The sequence below is a fragment of the Paenibacillus nuruki genome (assembly GCF_963311185.1).
In the GTDB taxonomy this organism is placed as follows: Bacteria; Bacillota; Bacilli; order Paenibacillales; family Paenibacillaceae; genus Saccharibacillus; species Saccharibacillus nuruki.
Window position 1 is genome coordinate 1,097,983 of sequence record NZ_OY725677.1, and the last position, 16,916, is coordinate 1,114,898.

A 16,916-nucleotide genomic window follows, 5' to 3' on the forward strand; every position below is an offset into this window, starting at 1 on the left:
GGGGATAACATTTATGGAATCACCAGACAATAATTATACCAATAGTGACTATATTGTGATCAAAGCGAAAGATAACGGAGTACAGGTAATTGGCTTGACTCGTGGACGTGATACTCGTTTTCATCATACAGAGAAATTGGACAAAGGCGAAATTATGGTTGTTCAATTTACAGAGAATACATCAGCGATTAAAGTGCGTGGTAAAGCGGAAGTCATGACTAAACATGGCTCTATGGATACAGAAGTATAATCAATATGGCATCTAATCTTGAATACGTAATGTACTTAAATACTGGCTTCCTCATGTTTAATAGTTGATTAAGGTTGAGGAAACCAGTATTTTTCTATGTCATGAATGAACTTACAAATCTTCACTAGCCCTGTCTTGTCAAAAAAACATATGGTATAATGAACTGAAATGGCTGAAAAGATATCTTTTAGGCTATACTATGTTTGTGAAAATAAAGACTTGCACTATAAAGGCGTCGGAGGCTGAGATGAAACCATACCGTTTGTTGGAAACATCCCGAAAATACACAGAATACGATATGATTCAAAAGCATACAGGAGTTCCCGAGTTTCCAGACACTCGTGTACATTTACTTCATGCCTTTTTGAATATGAAAGATCAGGATGATACTGTCTCACATCGTGGAGAATTATTCCCCCTTGTAGCAGGTATTGTACAGATGGCAATGGATACCCATGATATGATCGATACACTGGCTGTTCATCAAGAAGAAGAAGCGATGCGTGCTAGACAGTTAAATGTGTTAGCAGGCGACTTTTTCAGTAGTCGTTTTTACGAATTGTTGTCCAAAGCAGGCGAGATTGAAATGATCTCATTACTAAGTGCAGCTATTTGTGAAACAAATCGTCTCAAGATGAATCTGTATCACAATGTTCAAAGTGAACAATTTACAGCAGAGCAATATGTAGAGTCGCTGACACAGCTTAAAATGGAGCTGTTTATTTTGTTTACACCGTATATTCCTACAGAAGTAGCTGAATTATGGCAATCATTATTGGTTGATTTTAGTCGTGCAGAGATACTAGCTAATGAATTGACACGCGCACATGGAGAACAAGGGCCTTTTGGTAGCTATGCTCTGTATAAAGTGCTTGCACATGTACAAGAGCAAAATAAAGTGAATCTGATGAGTGATGCCGTCACTACAGACCATTGGAATAAATGGGATCAGACGTATCAGATTAATGAACATCTTCGTTCAGAATTAAATGCTGTGTTGACAGATATTAAGCAACGTCTAGCGCAAGCCGGTTATGCTGAATTGCAGACTGAAATTGTACAGCTGACAGAGGCTTATCAGGATATAGCATCGACTAAAAATCGCTAAGTCTTTTAGTTAAAATCATAATATTCCCAAAGTAGTTACTTTAAAATGAGGTGATTGTATCGTGAGTAAACCAGAAGCTGTCAAACCTAAAGAGCAATTTGTACAATCTGTTTTTGAGTCTATTGCTCCAAAATACGATATGATGAATGATTTGCTCAGTTTCCGTCGCCACAAAGCATGGCGCAAATTTACAATGAAAAAGATGAACGTGCAACCAGGGACTTCGGCGCTGGATGTGTGTTGCGGAACATGTGATTGGACACTAAGTATTGCTGAAGCTAGCGGTACTGGTCAAATCAAAGGGCTAGATTTCAGTCCAAATATGTTGCAAGTTGGTCAGCACAAAATCAACCGTGATGGTTGGAAAGATAATATTACGTTGACTCAAGGGAATGCAATGGATCTTCCATATGAAGATAATTCTTTTGATTATGTCACAATAGGGTTCGGATTACGTAATGTACCAGATCTGGTTCAAGTGTTAAAAGAAATGCAGCGTGTTGTGAAACCTGGGGGTATGGTAGTTTGTTTAGAATTATCCAAACCCACATGGCAACCATTTAAAGGGCTGTATTATTTCTATTTCCAAAACTTATTGCCACTTATGGGCAAACTTGTAGCCAAACATTACGAGCAATACAAATGGCTGCCTGATTCACTCAAGCTGTTCCCGGGACGTGCAGAACTGGCGCAAATTTTCCGAGATGTTGGGCTAGATAATGTTCAGGCGTACCCCTTAACAGGTGGTATTGCGGCACTTCATATTGGGATCAAGGAGAAGTAGAATGTTTAAGAAATTTAAAGTATTTTTAGAAATGATTAAAATAGAGCATACGCTATTTGCGTTGCCTTTTGCTTTTATGGGAGCAATCTTAGGATCCTATGTGATTAATGGTCATTTGCCTTTATGGTCACAGATTGGATGGATTTTGTTAGCGATGATCGGAGCGCGTACAGCTGCGATGAGTCTTAACCGTCTCATAGATCAGGTATTTGATGGCAAAAATCCACGTACAATGATGCGTGCGATTCCAGCAGGTCTGTTGCGTTCAAGTGAAGTGGTATTATTTACACTGATTTCATTAGTGATCTTTTTCTGGGCAGTGACACAGTTAGATCCGTTAGCTTTGAAATTATTACCGATTGCTATCTTCATGCTGGTGATCTATTCCTACACCAAACGTTTTACATGGCTTTGTCATGTGATACTGGGTATGACGCTGGGTCTAGCTCCATTAGGTGGATGGATTGCAGTAACCGGTCATTTTAGCTGGACAGCGATTGTGTTTTATATTGCAGTTACATTTTGGACAGCTGGTTTTGATGTGATTTATGCTTGTGCAGATGAAGAATTTGACCGTGAAGAAGGGTTATATTCGATTCCAAGTCGCTTTGGTATTGCTAGAGCGCTCAAAATTGCACAAGGATTCCATGTGATTACAGCAGTCGGTCTGATTGCGATTGGTATTATGGCAGGATTGGATTGGTGGTATTTCGCCGGTGCTGTGATTGCACTTGCTATCTTGTTCTATCAACATTATATTTTGACACCTAAAGATTTAAGTCGTCTACAGACTTCATTCTTTACATTAAATAGTACGCTGAGTCTGATCGTATTTGTATTTACATTGATCGATCTGGTGGTGAAACAGTGGTGGTAAATTCTACAGAACATACAGCGAATCAACGCTATATTGTAGGAATTACAGGTGCTAGTGGTTCGATATATGGCATTCGACTAACCGAGGTATTATTATCCCTCGGTTATACTGTTCATCTAGTGATCTCGAATGCGGGTTGGCGCGTACTTAAAGAAGAGATGGACTGGGAAGCCTCAAGCCGGGAAGAAATGCTAGAGCAGTATTTCAGTACATGGTCAGCACAATTAGTCTATCATTCCTTTGCAGACATCGGAGCTACGATAGCGAGTGGATCATTTCGGGTCAAAGCAATGATCATTGTTCCTTGTTCGATGGGCACTCTGGCGAATATTGCAGGGGGAATGTCTGCTAACTTAATGACACGAGCAGCAGATGTGGTGCTTAAAGAGGAGCGTAAACTGGTTATAGTACCAAGAGAGACTCCGCTTCAAGCGATACATTTAGAAAATATGTTAAAACTAGCACGTATGGGCGTGAGTATTGTTCCGGCTATGCCTGCTTTTTATTATCGTCCGAAAACGTTGGATGATACGGTCGACTTCATGGTTGGCAAGGTGCTCGATATTCTGGACATCGAACATCAATTATTTGAACGATGGGGGAATGGTCGTGAAAAGTTTTGAACAGCCTTTCAAAATTGGTAAAATAGAATATACAAACGATTGGCCGGTGTATCATCATTTTGATCCGTCGGCTCTATCCTTGCCCGCAGAGATTCATAGCGATCTTCCTGCTAACTTGAATCGTGGTTTGTTAGAAGAAACATTGTATCTTACCCCTGTGTCCTCATTTGCTTATGGTACGCGTTCATCTGATTTCTGGTTATTGCCTGATCTATCAGTGAGTGCTAAAAATGCAGTCGGATCGATTCTTCTGTTTTCCAGAAAGCCTATTGCGGAACTGGGAAATGGAACGATCGCACTGACCAATACGTCAGCTACTTCGATCAATCTACTCAAAATTATTCTGCATAAACGTTATCAATTGACACCAGAATATATTTCGATGGATCCAAGTTTGGATGAAATGATGGAACAAGCAGATGCAGCATTATTGATTGGCGATCATGCTATTGCAGCGGCACAAAAAGAAACAGGTTATATTGTGACCGATTTAGGGCAAGAGTGGAAGTCATGGACAGGACTTAGTATGACTTTTGCTGTATGGGCTGTTAACAAGAAATTTGCAGCTACATATCCTGAGTTTGTAACCGAAACAGCGCAACAATTAGTGAAAAGTAAACAACGTTCTATCGCTGATCTGAATCCAGTGATTCAAGAAGCTCAGCAAAAAATGGGCGGCGATCATGCGTATTGGAAACATTATTTTCAGCAATTATGGTATGATTTTGGAGAAAAAGAGCAACAAGGTCTAGCATTATATTTTAAATATGCGTATGAACTAGAATTATTAGATCATGAAGTACACATGGAATTATGGACTGACAATACACTGATACGGGTGAACGAATGAAACTACTGGATATTTTCGGGACACTAAAAAAAGATATGAATGTGATAGAAAGACAGCTTAGTCATAGTATAGACAGTGAACATCCTTTATTGAATGAGACATCACTGCATCTGCTCAAAGCGGGAGGCAAACGACTTCGTCCCGCTTTTGTGTTACTTGGAGGCAAGTATGGTACGTATGATCTAGATCGTCTTAGTAATGTCGCTGTAGCTTTGGAATTGATTCATATGGCTTCACTGGTACATGATGATGTGATTGATGATGCAGATACACGTCGTGGTCAGCCCACTGTCAAATCCAAATGGGATAACCGGATAGCGATGTATACAGGCGATTATATTTATGCCAAAGCATTGATGATTGTTGCTCGTCTGGAAAATCCTCAAATTCATCAGGTATTATCTAAAGCGATGGTACAGATGTCGATTGGTGAGATGGAGCAGATTAGAGACTTTTTCAATACAGGGCAAAGTATTCGTCGCTACTTACTGCGTATTCGTCGTAAAACAGCGCTATTGATTGCGATCAGTTGCCAATTAGGTGGAATTGCAGCGAATGCACCCAAAGAAGTCACTCGCGAGTTGTATCGTTATGGCTACAACGTAGGCATGGCTTTTCAGATTCGTGATGATGTACTTGATCTGTGTGGTACCGAGAAGCAATTAGGTAAACCACCGGGTAGTGATTTGCGTCAAGGCAATATTACGATCCCTGTTCTGTATGCTCTTCAAGATGAATCACGTAGAGAACCGCTACTTGCTGAAATTACAAGAATTCATAACGCCAACGGTGAAACAGATGTAACGACAGCAGTACGTATGGTACGTGAAAGTCAGGGTATTCAAGAAGCTGAATTGTTAGCTGATCGTTATATTCAAAAAGCAATGCATGCACTGAGTCAATTGCCAGCGGGTAGAACCCAAAAGCATTTGCAAGAGATTGCTAAATTTGTCGCTAATCGTTCACATTAACCTACAACAATGTTCGACAATTTAATGTTTTATGGCACAATATAGAAGATTGTGTAAAATAAAAGTCTTTTGGATACGTAAAATATTTCTTAATCACTAATAGAGTGGGATCATACGGTCGATATATACATTACAAAGCATATTGAATAGCGGTTCAAAGCTATATTTTGTTCAAATATTCGATATGTCCAGTAATGTATGCTACTCAGGTTTGAGTACAATCAGAAAATGTCGAAAATTGCTATGAAACGCTTCCTTTCTGTAAACAATGGTTTCTGTTAGAATACACAGGTGGGCATAATTACCAATCGTGTCCAATGCAGATCACATTGTAGATAATGGGAGAGTGAACCAATGGAACGCACATTTTTGATGATTAAACCTGATGGTGTGCAGCGGGGGTTAATAGGACGCATTGTCAGTCGTTTGGAGGACAAAGGCTTTAAGCTGGTAGGTGGCAAATTCGTAACCGCAACAGAGGAACAGGCAAAACGTCATTATGCTGAGCACGAAGGCAAAGCATTCTATGATAATTTGATTAGCTTTATTACTTCAGGTCCGGTATTCGCTATGGTCTGGGAAGGTGATGATATCATCACAATCTCTCGCATGGTTATCGGCAAAACCAAAGTAACTGAAGCACAACCTGGAACGATTCGTGGTGACTTTGCTAATCATACTCCACTCAATCTGATTCACGGTTCCGATTCAGTTGAAAGTGCTGAACGGGAGATTGCTAATTTTTTTGACGAGAACGAACTAAGCGTTTACGACAAAAATATTTCAGCATGGATCTAAACATACCCTCGCATGGACTGCACTTATAATGATGATCAAGGAAGTGATCCCATGCTTATTAATGATACTATTCATTCAGATTCGGATTATGTAGGTTTTATAAAAAAAGTAAAAGATAATACTGGAATCGATTTGTCTCAATACAAAGAAGCTCAAATGAAGCGTCGTCTGACTACATTACGTACCAAAAATGGTTTTTCTACATTTAGCGCTTTTTTCGATGCAATGTTAAAAGATAAAACGTTATTTTATGAATTTTTGGATCGTATGACGATCAACGTATCTGAATTTTGGCGTAACCCGAACCGTTGGGAAGTATTGCGTGATTCCATTTTACCGCAATTGCAAAAAAACAACGGTAAAAACTTGAAAGTATGGAGCGCAGCATGTTCTACAGGTGAAGAGCCATATACATTGTCTATGATCCTTGCTGACAAAAATCTGTTGTCCAGTACAACTTTACATGCTACGGATATTGATGATGGCGCATTGGAAAAAGCTAAAAAAGGAATGTATCTAGAACGTTCGCTTAAAGATGTTCCTGCTGATGTAGCCAAACGTCATTTTACAGCAGATGGTCATATGTTCCATATTAGTGACTCGCTGAAAAAAGCGGTTAATTTCCGTAAAGGTAATCTACTGACCGATACGTTTGAAACAGGATACGATCTAATCGTATGTCGCAATGTTATGATTTATTTTACAGAAGAAGCCAAAAACATGCTGTATCATAAATTCGCTAACAGTCTGCGTCCTGGTGGAGTATTATTTGTAGGCAGTACGGAGCAGATTTTCTCTCCGGCACAATATGGGTTTGAGACATCAGAAACATTCTTCTATTACAAAAAAGGCTAATTATTGCCTAGACTGTAATAGAAAAAGTGCACATGATTGAGGCTAGTACTACGCGATACTTATCTATGTATAGAGTGATCTGTTATGTTCTACATGCAGAAAAACGATACAATAACTTTAAATAAAAACACGCTGCTTGTATCGTCGATGACGAAAAGGTAGCGTGTTTTTTATGATACACAGGGAGAAAGAACACTTTAAATCAATGTTTTGCGCTTTCTTGTCAAACCGCTAGATGCTGTACTATAATAAGCAAAGATAATTACGGATTTTAGCAATGCACAGTTTAACAGTTTAAAGGGGGAACGCAACAATGAGTTTACGTTATTTAACAGCAGGGGAGACACATGGTCCCCAATTGACTGCGATTATTGAAGGATTACCAAGCCAGCTTGAGCTGGATTTTGAAGCATTGAATTTCCAACTAGCACGTCGTCAGAAAGGGTATGGACGAGGTCGCCGGATGCAAATTGAAAAAGATACAGCTGATATCGTAGGCGGTGTACGTCATGGATACACAACAGGAGCGCCTGTAGCTCTAGTTGTAGCGAACAATGATTGGAAACACTGGACAAAGATTATGAATATTGAGCCGATGGAAGGTACAGATGAAGAAAAACGTCGTGTACACCGTCCACGTCCAGGTCATGCGGATCTGAATGGCGGTCTTAAATATAATCATAAAGATTTGCGTAACGTATTAGAGCGCTCCAGTGCGCGTGAAACTGCTATTCGTGTAGCTTGTGGAGCAGTAGCACGTCAGTTCCTTGAAGCATTCGGAATCAAAGTAGCTGGACAAGTCATTCGTATCGGTGAAATTGTAGCTCCACCTCACAATCTTCCACTGGATGAGCTGGTTGCTCAGACAGAAGAGTCTTCTGTACGTGTAGTGGATAAAGAAACCGAGCAAAAAATGGAAGCTTATATTGAGCAAATCAAAAAAGAAGGCGACTCGATCGGTGGTGTAGTTGAATGTATTATCGAGGGCGTACCTGTAGGTTTGGGAAGTTTTGTTCAATATGATCGCAAGCTCGATGCACGTATCGCTCAAGCTGTAATGTCGATCAATGCTTTTAAAGGCGTAGAGATTGGTATAGGCTTTGAAGCAGGTGAACTTCGTGGTTCACAAGTGCATGATGAGATTTTATATAATGAAGAGCGTGGATATCACCGTGCAAGCAATCGTTTAGGCGGATTTGAAGGCGGAATGACAAATGGTATGCCTATCGTGGTTCGTGGTGTCATGAAACCTATTCCTACTTTGTACAAACCGCTACAAAGTGTAGATATCGATACCAAAGAAGCATTTACAGCTCAAGTCGAGCGTTCAGATGCTTGTGCTGTACCTGCCGCTAGTGTTGTGCTTGAAAGTGTTGTTGCTTGGGAAGTAGCCAAGGCTTTCCTTGAGAAATTTGGTGGCGATTCGATGGATGAGATTCGTAATAATCTTAAAAATTATTTAGCTCAAGTGGAGCAATACTAATGTCTGCGGTGAGAACCGTTGATGTCCAACTTGGCGAACGCTCTTATCCGATTTATATTGGAGAAGATTTGTTACAACAGGCAGGAACGTATTTAGACAATCATCGCATTTCCAAGCAAAGCCCGGTACTGATCGTCACCGATGAACATGTGGCTGATCCTTATCTTGCTATCGTGGAGCAGTCTTTGACTGCTTCTGGATTTACAGTGGTGACAGCGATTGTAGGTGCAGGTGAACAATCCAAATCGATGTCTGTATTTGAAGAAGTGATGACCAAAGCCATTCAAGGCGGTCTGGATCGCAAATCGACTGTAATTGCACTCGGTGGCGGCGTAGTGGGCGATCTAGCTGGGTTTGTAGCTGGTTCATATATGCGCGGGATTCGTTTTATCCAAATGCCCACCAGTGTACTTGCTCATGATAGTAGTGTGGGTGGTAAAGTAGCGATTAATCATCGTCTAGCGAAAAATATGATTGGTGTTTTTCATCAGCCGGAGTTCGTATTATATGATCTGACAACACTTCAAACATTACCCAAACGTGAAGTTTATGCCGGACTTGCAGAGATGGTGAAGCATGGTTTAATCTGGGATAAAGAATTTGCTTACTGGTGTCTGGAACACGCTGACGAACTGAAATCAGTCGATATGACAGCGATGGGTTATGGTCTGGAAAAAGGCTGTTCTATCAAAGCGATCGTGGTTTCTCGTGATGAGCGTGAGAACGACTTGCGAGCTATTCTTAATTTGGGACATACGATAGGGCATGCCATCGAAGCTGTAGCAGGATATGGCGAGATTATTCACGGTGAAGCGATCTCTATCGGTATGGTTGGTTCTGCGCTTATCGGTGAACAATTAGGTGGAGAACAGGGTCTTGTTGATACCACCCGTCATATGTTGACAGCTCTTGGATTACCTACAGTATTGCCTCAGCGTTTAGATGTCGATCAGATTATGGAAGCAATGATGCATGATAAGAAATTCCAAGAAGGATCAATGACATTTGTGGTTCCCAAATCAATCGGTGTTGTGGAAATCAATCACAACGTAGATTATGATCTGGTACGCCGGGTTGTTGAGCAATTAAAGGAAGAGGTGTAAACGATGTACAATCGAGGAATTCGTGGGGCTACTACAGTGATCAATAACGACAAAAAGGAAATATTGGATGAAACCGTAGTATTGCTGAAGGAGATTGTAGACCGTAATCAATTTGAACCTGAAGATATCAGCTGTATCTGGATTACGATGACCCCTGATCTGGATGCTATTTTTCCAGCACTTGCTATTCGTGAGATGGAAGGTTGGAATATGGTTCCTTTAATGTGTGCGGTAGAAGCAGCGGTACAGAACAGCTTACCTCAATGTATCCGGTTAATGATTCAAGTGAATACGACGAAATCACAACAAGAAATCAGACATGTGTATTTAAACGAAGCCAAGCGGTTACGTCCTGATTTGGCACTTTCAGAATAGGGATAAGATGTAAGGGTTGCGTTAGACGTTTCTTTTGCTGTATAGTAGTCGTTAAGATAAATAGTAAGAGCCGTGTAATGAGCTGAGATGCAAGTTAGAGGTAGAGAAGAGTATAGATGAGAATGAAACGTAAGCCTTGTCGGCGGGCAGAGCGGATTGATCCATAGGTGTGAAGACACTGTATGTTATTCAATTCGGATCGTGTGCCAGCAGGAAGACAACAGCGAAGACGTTTCAAGCAGTATAACGGAGTATAGCTAGAAATAGAATCATAGAAAGAACTGTATGGTGAGATAGTCATCATCGATTGGATTATTATTGTATTCATTATTTATAGATAACGAGAGGTACAAGAGTGTATCGCTGTTATGCTAAATAAACAATAAGAGATTCATAGATGCTAACTTGATCGCTAACAGATTATAAGTCAGCCGTATACATAGATATGTTATACGATTGCTACTTTCTTTATACTATTTGTAGTGTAATACTTCGGGTCTGCCAGAATCTGAGGTAGTCGATTCTGACATTTGTACATTTTGTACGTCTATTGTAGCCTTCATGCGTCAACACGCGTGAAGGCTTTTTTAGTACCCAAAATACAAATCTGAGGAGCGACTTCTATGATTCAACCTAATATCGAACAAGTGATTGCAACATCGAAAGAATATAATTTGATTCCTATTGTCAAACGTTTGCTAGGAGATATGGAGACACCGATTCGGATTTTTCAACGTTATGCTGATCATAAGCGTGCATTTCTGTTGGAAAGCGTAGAGGGCGGTAGCAAATGGGCGCGATATTCATTTATTGGTAGTGATCCATTTTTATTGATCTCCGGGAAAAAGGGCAGAATCAAGCTTGAAATCAATGGTCAAGAAGCTGAATTAGCAGGTAAGCCGATTGAACAACTCAAAACATTATTACAGCGTTATCGCAGTCCAAAAGTAGAAGGCTTACCTCCATTTACAGGTGGAGCTATTGGTTTCTTCGGTTACGATCTACAGCAATATTATGAAAAATTACCTGCTCATCGCATAGATGATATGCAGATGGACGATATTCAGTTTATGTTCTGTGATCAGATTGTCGTCTTTGATCATGTGAAGCAACATATTTTGCTAGTTGGTAATGTACATGTACCGGATAACGCAACAGAACAACAGATTCGTGAAGCGTATATCAAAGCTAGTCGTAAGCTAGAAGCAACAGAAGATTTGTTGAAAACACAACCTTCTATAAGCACGATGGGACGTAGCCCGGTATCGGAAGATGTAGAAATGGGCGAAATTCAATCCAATATGACCAAAGAAGAATATATAGATGGTGTACATCGTGCCAAAGAATATATTCGTGCCGGTGACATTTTTCAAGTGGTGTTGTCACAACGTTTTCATATCGAGACTGAAGTTTCACCACTTGAAGTGTATCGGGTGTTACGTACGATGAACCCGTCGCCTTATATGTATTATTTGAAAATGGATGATGAGATTATCGTCGGGACATCACCAGAAGCGCTTGTCAAAGTAGCGGGTGATCGCTTAGAGACTCGACCGATAGCAGGCACACGTCCTCGCGGTAAAACAGAAGCGGAAGATCAAGCTTTGGCTGAAGAATTGCTTCAAGATGAAAAAGAACGTGCAGAGCACCTTATGCTTGTCGATCTAGGACGTAATGATCTAGGACGTGTCTCTGAATTCGGAAGTGTCAAAACAGATACGTTTATGGAAATTGAACGTTATTCGCATGTAATGCATATTGTGTCTGGAGTATCAGGTACACTGCATAAAGATAAAGACTTTTTCGATGCTTTCTTATCTTGTCTACCCGCAGGAACCGTATCAGGTGCACCTAAGTTAAGAGCGATGGAGATTATCGCTGAGATCGAAAATGAAGCACGGGGTGCATATGCAGGTGCTATCGGATATCTTGGATTCTCTGGCAATATGGATGCTTGTATCACGATTCGGACGATTATTTTCAAAAATGGTAAAGCTTATGTGCAAGCCGGAGCAGGCATTGTATGGGATTCGGTTCCAGAAAAAGAATATGAAGAAACTGTTAATAAAGCAAAAGGGATGCTGAAGTCGATTCGTGTAGCTGAAGCGATGTTTTTACCTAAACCACAAGATCATGATTCTGAAATTAATCAAGATTATATGTACGGATATGATCGTTAAATAGCATTAAACCCATAGGTATAAAAAGATAAAAGAGTTAAAGGAGAGACAGAGATGGTTGGGAATGAACTGATGCAACAAGCGATAGCTACAATTATAGAAGGCAAGCACTTAACACGAGAACAATCCAATCAAGTGATGCATGTGATTATGAGCGGTATTGCGACACCTTCACAGATTGGAGGGTTACTGACAGCTCTTCGTATTAAAGGAGAAACGGTCGAAGAAATCACAGGTTTGGCTGAAGCAATGCGTACAAATGGTGGGAGTGTTCCTGTATTATCCGATGGATTATTAGATACTTGTGGAACAGGCGGTTCCGGGATTCACAAATTCAATATTTCAACCGTATCGGCGATTATTGCTTCTTCGATCGGTGTAAGGGTAGCAAAGCATGGTAACCGCTCTGCTTCAGGTAAAGCTGGAAGTGCAGACGTATTAGAAGCTTTGGGTGTGAATATTAGTCTTAATCCGGATCAAGCAGCTAAATGTCTAGAAGATATCGGCATCTGCTTTATGTTTGCACAGGTCTTTCATCCATCGATGAAGCATGCCGCAGCGACTCGTCGTGAATTAGGCGTACGAACGGTATTTAATATGTTAGGGCCTTTAACCAATCCAGCAGGAGCAGATCGTCAATTGATTGGACTGTATGATATTACAAAAATCGAGATCGTAGCACATACCCTTCATTTATTAGGGCTAAAACGTGCACTGGTTGTCGCAAGTCTGGATGGTCTGGATGAGATCAGTATATCTGCACCTACAAGAGTCGCTGAATTAAAAGATGGACACGTACACACATATGAGATCAGTCCTAGCGATTTTGGATTACCGACTCATCCGATTGAACATACATTAGGCGGAGACGCCATGGAAAATGCAGATATTATTCGTAGTGTACTTCGTGGAGAAGAAAGTGCTTATCGAGATGTAGTCGTAGCGAATAGCGCAGCTTGTATTTACCTTTCAGGGCAAGCAGAAACATTGGCTCAAGGAGCGATTATAGCAGCACAAGCGATAGATTCAGGTGCGGCTGCTCATAAGTTACAACAATTAATAGACACAACGGAGGGATTAAGTTATGTATCTTGATCGTATTGTAGTGACCAAACAGCAGGAAGTAGAACTATTGAAAAAAACATTTTCGGTAGAACAAGTCAAAGAACAGATTAAAGCATTGCCTGCAACTAAAGGTTTTCGCAAAGCTTTAATTCAGCATCCTCATCATTCAATGGGCTTGATTGCAGAAGTGAAAAAAGCTTCACCGTCTAAAGGTTTGATTCGTCCTGATTTTGATCCTGTTCAGATTGCTCAAGCGTATGAAGATGCAGGAGCTGATTGTATTTCTGTATTAACTGATGTTGACTATTTTCAAGGAAGTAAAGAGTATTTAACGGCTATTCATCAAGCGGTAAAGCTTCCGTTATTGCGTAAAGATTTTATTATTGATGAAGTACAGATTTACGAAGCACGCTTAATCGGTGCAGATGCTATTTTACTTATCGCGGCTATTTTGACACCTGAACAATTGCAATCCTATTTCGATCTAGCATTATCAATTGGGCTAGATGTATTGATTGAAGTGCATGATCATGAAGAATTGGCAACCGTCCTGCAAATAAAAGGTGCTGCTGAACATGGATTGATTGGTGTAAACAATCGCAATCTCAAAACATTCGAAACTTCACTGGCGACAACGGTTGAACTGATTAATCTTGTTCCTGAAAATGTTCCTTTGATCAGTGAAAGTGGTATTTCTGGTGTGGACGATATGGTCTATTTATCGGGTGCAGGAGCTAAAGGAGTATTGGTAGGCGAATACTTTATGCGTAAAGACGATATTCGTGACGCTGTAAAAACACTTATGGAACCTACCAAAAAACAAAATCATGACTGAAAAAAAATACGTAAAAATTTGTGGACTTCAAAGCGTTGAAGTGCTAAAATCTATGATACAATTACCGATTGATTACATCGGTTTCGTTTTTGCTACAAGTAAGCGTCAGGTGAATGCTGAACAAGCCTCTATTCTGATTCAAACACTTCAGGAATGGGAAGATTACCCTGCTCCTCAAAGTGTTGGCGTGTTCGTTAACCCGACGCTGGAACAACTCAAAGAGATTGTTGAGATCGCTCCACTTGATGTGATTCAGCTTCATGGTCAAGAAAGCCCTGAGCTATGCAGACAGATCAAGGAACAATTGCATAAGCAGGTATTCAAAGTGGTTTCACTCACACAGACAGACCAACCACAACCGGTAGAACAACAACTTTTACCTTATAAAGGCGTAGTCGATGCCTTTTTATTAGATACGTATGACCCTCTATATGGAGGAGGCTCAGGTAAGACATTTGCTTGGGATCAGATACAACCGTATCACCAGTGGACAGCGCAACAAGGGATTCCATTGCTTGTAGCTGGAGGATTAACACCGGAGAATATATCTTCTCTATTGGACAACCATTTGCTTGAAGGCGTTGATGTATCGAGCGGCGTGGAAACGGATGGTATCAAAGACATCATGAAAATAACAACATTTGTAGAAAGGGTGAAGGCATAATGACTACATTACCAGATGCAAAAGGACGTTTCGGCGATTTCGGAGGAAGATATGTGCCTGAGACTCTTATGAATGCACTTATCGAATTGGAGCAGTCTTATTATCAATATGCAGAAGATGAAGAATTTCAGACTGAGCTGAAATATTTGCTCAAAGAATATTCAGGTCGGGAAACGCCTCTTTATTATGCACAACGCTTAAGTGAAGAATTGGGCGGTCCTAAAATTTATCTCAAACGTGAAGATTTAAATCATACAGGTGCACATAAAATCAATAATGCGCTTGCTCAAGGGTTGCTTGCGAAGCGTACCGGTAAAAAGAAAGTTATTGCTGAAACGGGTGCAGGGCAACATGGTGTGGCGACAGCGACGGTAGCCGCATTGTTTGGACTTGAGTGTAAAGTATTTATGGGTGAAGAAGATATTCGCCGTCAGCAATTGAATGTATTTCGGATGAAGTTATTGGGAGCAGAAGTGGTTCCTGTGACTTCAGGTACGATGACACTTAAAGATGCAGGAAATGAAGCATTACGCTACTGGGTAAGTAATGTTGAAGATACGTTTTATATTCTAGGCTCAGCGGTAGGCCCTCATCCATATCCGATGATGGTGCGTAATTTCCAACGTATTATTGGAGATGAGACACGCCGTCAGATACTTGAACTTGAACATCGCTTACCGGATACAGTCGTAGCTTGTATCGGTGGCGGTAGTAATGCAATCGGTATGTTCTATCCATTTATTGAAGATACTGAGGTTAATTTGATCGGTGTAGAAGCAGCAGGACGTGGAATTGATACGCCTTTGCATGCGGCAACGATGAGTCTGGGAACCAAAGGTGTTTTTCAAGGCTCTATGAGTTATTTACTACAAGATGAATATGGACAAGTACAGCCTGCACATTCGATTTCAGCTGGTCTGGATTATCCGGGTGTAGGTCCTGAACATTCGTATCTTAAAGATATCAAGCGCGTTCAGTACGTGCCTGTAACCGATGCAGAAGCGCTAGATGCTCTAAAATTATTGTGTCGTACCGAAGGTATTATCCCTGCACTCGAGTCTTCACATGCAATTGCCCATGTGGTTAAAATGGCTAAAGATATGAATAGTGATCAGTTGCTAGTGATCTGCCTTTCCGGTCGTGGCGACAAAGATGTAGAGTCAATTATGCAGTATGAGGAGGGCGTACAATGAGTATGACTGATCAAAGTCAGAACCGTATGGATGCTACATTTGCTAGACTCAAAGAAGAAGGCAAAACAGCATTGATTCCCTTTCTCACTGTAGGCGATCCTGATCCGCAGACAACGATCGATATTATTGTAGAATTGGAAGCAGCAGGTGCCGATATTTTGGAATTAGGCGTTCCTTATTCTGATCCACTGGCAGATGGCCCTGTCATCCAGCGTGCTTCTCAGCGTGCGCTTACCCATCATGTAACGATCAACACTTGCCTCGAAGTTGCTGACGGAGCACGTCAACGCGGGGTAGAAATGCCGTTTATTTTGTTTACGTATTATAATCCGATTTTGCAATTTGGACTGGAACGCTTTTTTGAAACGATGCAAGCTCATGGCATTAGTGGCATGATTATTCCAGATCTACCAGTTGAAGAATCCGGTGAAATGAGAGAGCGTTCCAAAGCCGCAGGTGTTAGCTTAATTCCGCTAGTGGCTCCTACATCGAATGATCGAATTGCAGCCATTTTAGACGGTGCGCAAGGATTCGTCTATTGTGTATCTTCACTTGGAGTGACAGGAGAACGAGCTTCTTTTCATAATAACGTAGAGCAATTTATCCGTGATGTGAAAAGCAATACCGATCTTCCCGTTGCTGTTGGGTTCGGTATTTCAAGTAGTGAGCAAGTGAGAGAATTTTCAAAATTCTGTGATGGTGTTGTTGTAGGTAGTGCGATTGTACGCCAGATCGAATCACAAATACCTCTTCTAACTAATCCAGAACGCAAAATCGAAGGATTATTGCAAATTCGCAAATTTGTGGCAGAATTAAAAGAATAACAATAGTCATTACTATATCCAATAAAGATGGAGCCCTATATTAGTGGCTCCGCCTTTTATATGAAGGAGTCAAAAACC

General features: G+C 40.8%; 18 protein-coding genes. All 18 read left to right on the forward strand.

The genetic code is table 11. The features are described from left to right. Positions 1-13: 13 nt before the first annotated feature. The 18 genes from mtrB (at position 14) to trpA (ending at position 16,838) form a co-directional block, all read left to right on the forward strand. Positions 14-250, forward strand: a complete 237-nt coding sequence (gene mtrB / locus RCP16_RS04920; protein WP_069327911.1) for a trp RNA-binding attenuation protein MtrB — start codon at positions 14-16, stop codon at positions 248-250. A gap of 247 nt (positions 251-497) precedes the next feature. Then, positions 498-1,358, forward strand: a complete 861-nt coding sequence (locus RCP16_RS04925) for a heptaprenyl diphosphate synthase component 1 (RefSeq protein ID WP_308641782.1) — start codon at positions 498-500, stop codon at positions 1,356-1,358. 61 nt (positions 1,359-1,419) lie between these two features. Then, a complete protein-coding gene (locus RCP16_RS04930; RefSeq protein ID WP_069327913.1) occupies positions 1,420-2,142 on the forward strand; it encodes a demethylmenaquinone methyltransferase in 723 nt (240 codons plus the stop codon). 1 nt (position 2,143) lies between these two features. Continuing rightward, complete coding sequence (locus RCP16_RS04935; RefSeq protein WP_308641783.1) at positions 2,144-3,019, forward strand: UbiA-like polyprenyltransferase; 876 nt, start codon at positions 2,144-2,146, stop codon at positions 3,017-3,019. Further along, positions 3,010-3,642 (forward strand): UbiX family flavin prenyltransferase, encoded by a 633-nt coding sequence (locus RCP16_RS04940; protein ID WP_371748179.1) that lies wholly within the window; start codon positions 3,010-3,012, stop codon positions 3,640-3,642. Before RCP16_RS04935 ends, RCP16_RS04940 begins: the two co-directional genes overlap by 10 nt. Beyond that, a complete protein-coding gene (locus RCP16_RS04945; RefSeq protein ID WP_137220857.1) occupies positions 3,623-4,492 on the forward strand; it encodes a menaquinone biosynthesis protein in 870 nt (289 codons plus the stop codon). Before RCP16_RS04940 ends, RCP16_RS04945 begins: the two co-directional genes overlap by 20 nt. Beyond that, positions 4,489-5,463 carry a polyprenyl synthetase family protein gene (locus RCP16_RS04950; protein WP_137220633.1) on the forward strand — a complete coding sequence of 325 codons (975 nt, stop codon included), beginning with the start codon at positions 4,489-4,491 and terminating at the stop codon, positions 5,461-5,463. Before RCP16_RS04945 ends, RCP16_RS04950 begins: the two co-directional genes overlap by 4 nt. Before the next feature lie 354 nt (positions 5,464-5,817). Continuing rightward, on the forward strand, positions 5,818-6,261 hold the full coding sequence (gene ndk, locus RCP16_RS04955; RefSeq protein WP_069327917.1) for a nucleoside-diphosphate kinase: 444 nt from the start codon (positions 5,818-5,820) through the stop codon (positions 6,259-6,261). A 51-nt stretch (positions 6,262-6,312) separates the two neighbouring features. Then, positions 6,313-7,116 (forward strand): CheR family methyltransferase, encoded by an 804-nt coding sequence (locus tag RCP16_RS04960; protein ID WP_069327918.1) that lies wholly within the window; start codon positions 6,313-6,315, stop codon positions 7,114-7,116. Positions 7,117-7,429: 313 nt separating this feature from the next. After that, complete coding sequence (gene aroC / locus RCP16_RS04965) at positions 7,430-8,599, forward strand: chorismate synthase (protein WP_069327919.1); 1,170 nt, start codon at positions 7,430-7,432, stop codon at positions 8,597-8,599. A gap of 8 nt (positions 8,600-8,607) precedes the next feature. Continuing rightward, positions 8,608-9,702, forward strand: a complete 1,095-nt coding sequence (aroB, locus tag RCP16_RS04970; RefSeq protein ID WP_308642446.1) for a 3-dehydroquinate synthase — start codon at positions 8,608-8,610, stop codon at positions 9,700-9,702. A 3-nt stretch (positions 9,703-9,705) separates the two neighbouring features. Then, positions 9,706-10,077: a chorismate mutase gene (gene aroH, locus RCP16_RS04975; protein WP_137220632.1), complete on the forward strand. Its 372-nt coding sequence runs from the start codon at positions 9,706-9,708 to the stop codon at positions 10,075-10,077. 623 nt (positions 10,078-10,700) lie between these two features. Then, the gene (gene trpE / locus RCP16_RS04980) at positions 10,701-12,257 is read left to right on the forward strand and encodes an anthranilate synthase component I (protein ID WP_069327921.1); all 1,557 of its coding nucleotides are present in this window, start codon (positions 10,701-10,703) and stop codon (positions 12,255-12,257) included. 54 nt (positions 12,258-12,311) lie between these two features. After that, positions 12,312-13,352, forward strand: a complete 1,041-nt coding sequence (gene trpD / locus RCP16_RS04985; RefSeq protein WP_308641784.1) for an anthranilate phosphoribosyltransferase — start codon at positions 12,312-12,314, stop codon at positions 13,350-13,352. Continuing rightward, positions 13,342-14,157: an indole-3-glycerol phosphate synthase TrpC gene (gene trpC / locus RCP16_RS04990; RefSeq protein ID WP_308641785.1), complete on the forward strand. Its 816-nt coding sequence runs from the start codon at positions 13,342-13,344 to the stop codon at positions 14,155-14,157. Before trpD ends, trpC begins: the two co-directional genes overlap by 11 nt. Then, positions 14,150-14,821, forward strand: a complete 672-nt coding sequence (locus tag RCP16_RS04995; RefSeq protein ID WP_308641786.1) for a phosphoribosylanthranilate isomerase — start codon at positions 14,150-14,152, stop codon at positions 14,819-14,821. The genes trpC and RCP16_RS04995 overlap by 8 nt, the downstream gene beginning before the upstream one ends. Further along, the gene (trpB, locus tag RCP16_RS05000; RefSeq protein ID WP_308641787.1) at positions 14,821-16,014 is read left to right on the forward strand and encodes a tryptophan synthase subunit beta; all 1,194 of its coding nucleotides are present in this window, start codon (positions 14,821-14,823) and stop codon (positions 16,012-16,014) included. Before RCP16_RS04995 ends, trpB begins: the two co-directional genes overlap by 1 nt. Next, a complete protein-coding gene (trpA, locus tag RCP16_RS05005; protein WP_371748180.1) occupies positions 16,011-16,838 on the forward strand; it encodes a tryptophan synthase subunit alpha in 828 nt (275 codons plus the stop codon). Before trpB ends, trpA begins: the two co-directional genes overlap by 4 nt. The last annotated feature ends 78 nt before the right edge of the window (positions 16,839-16,916 follow it).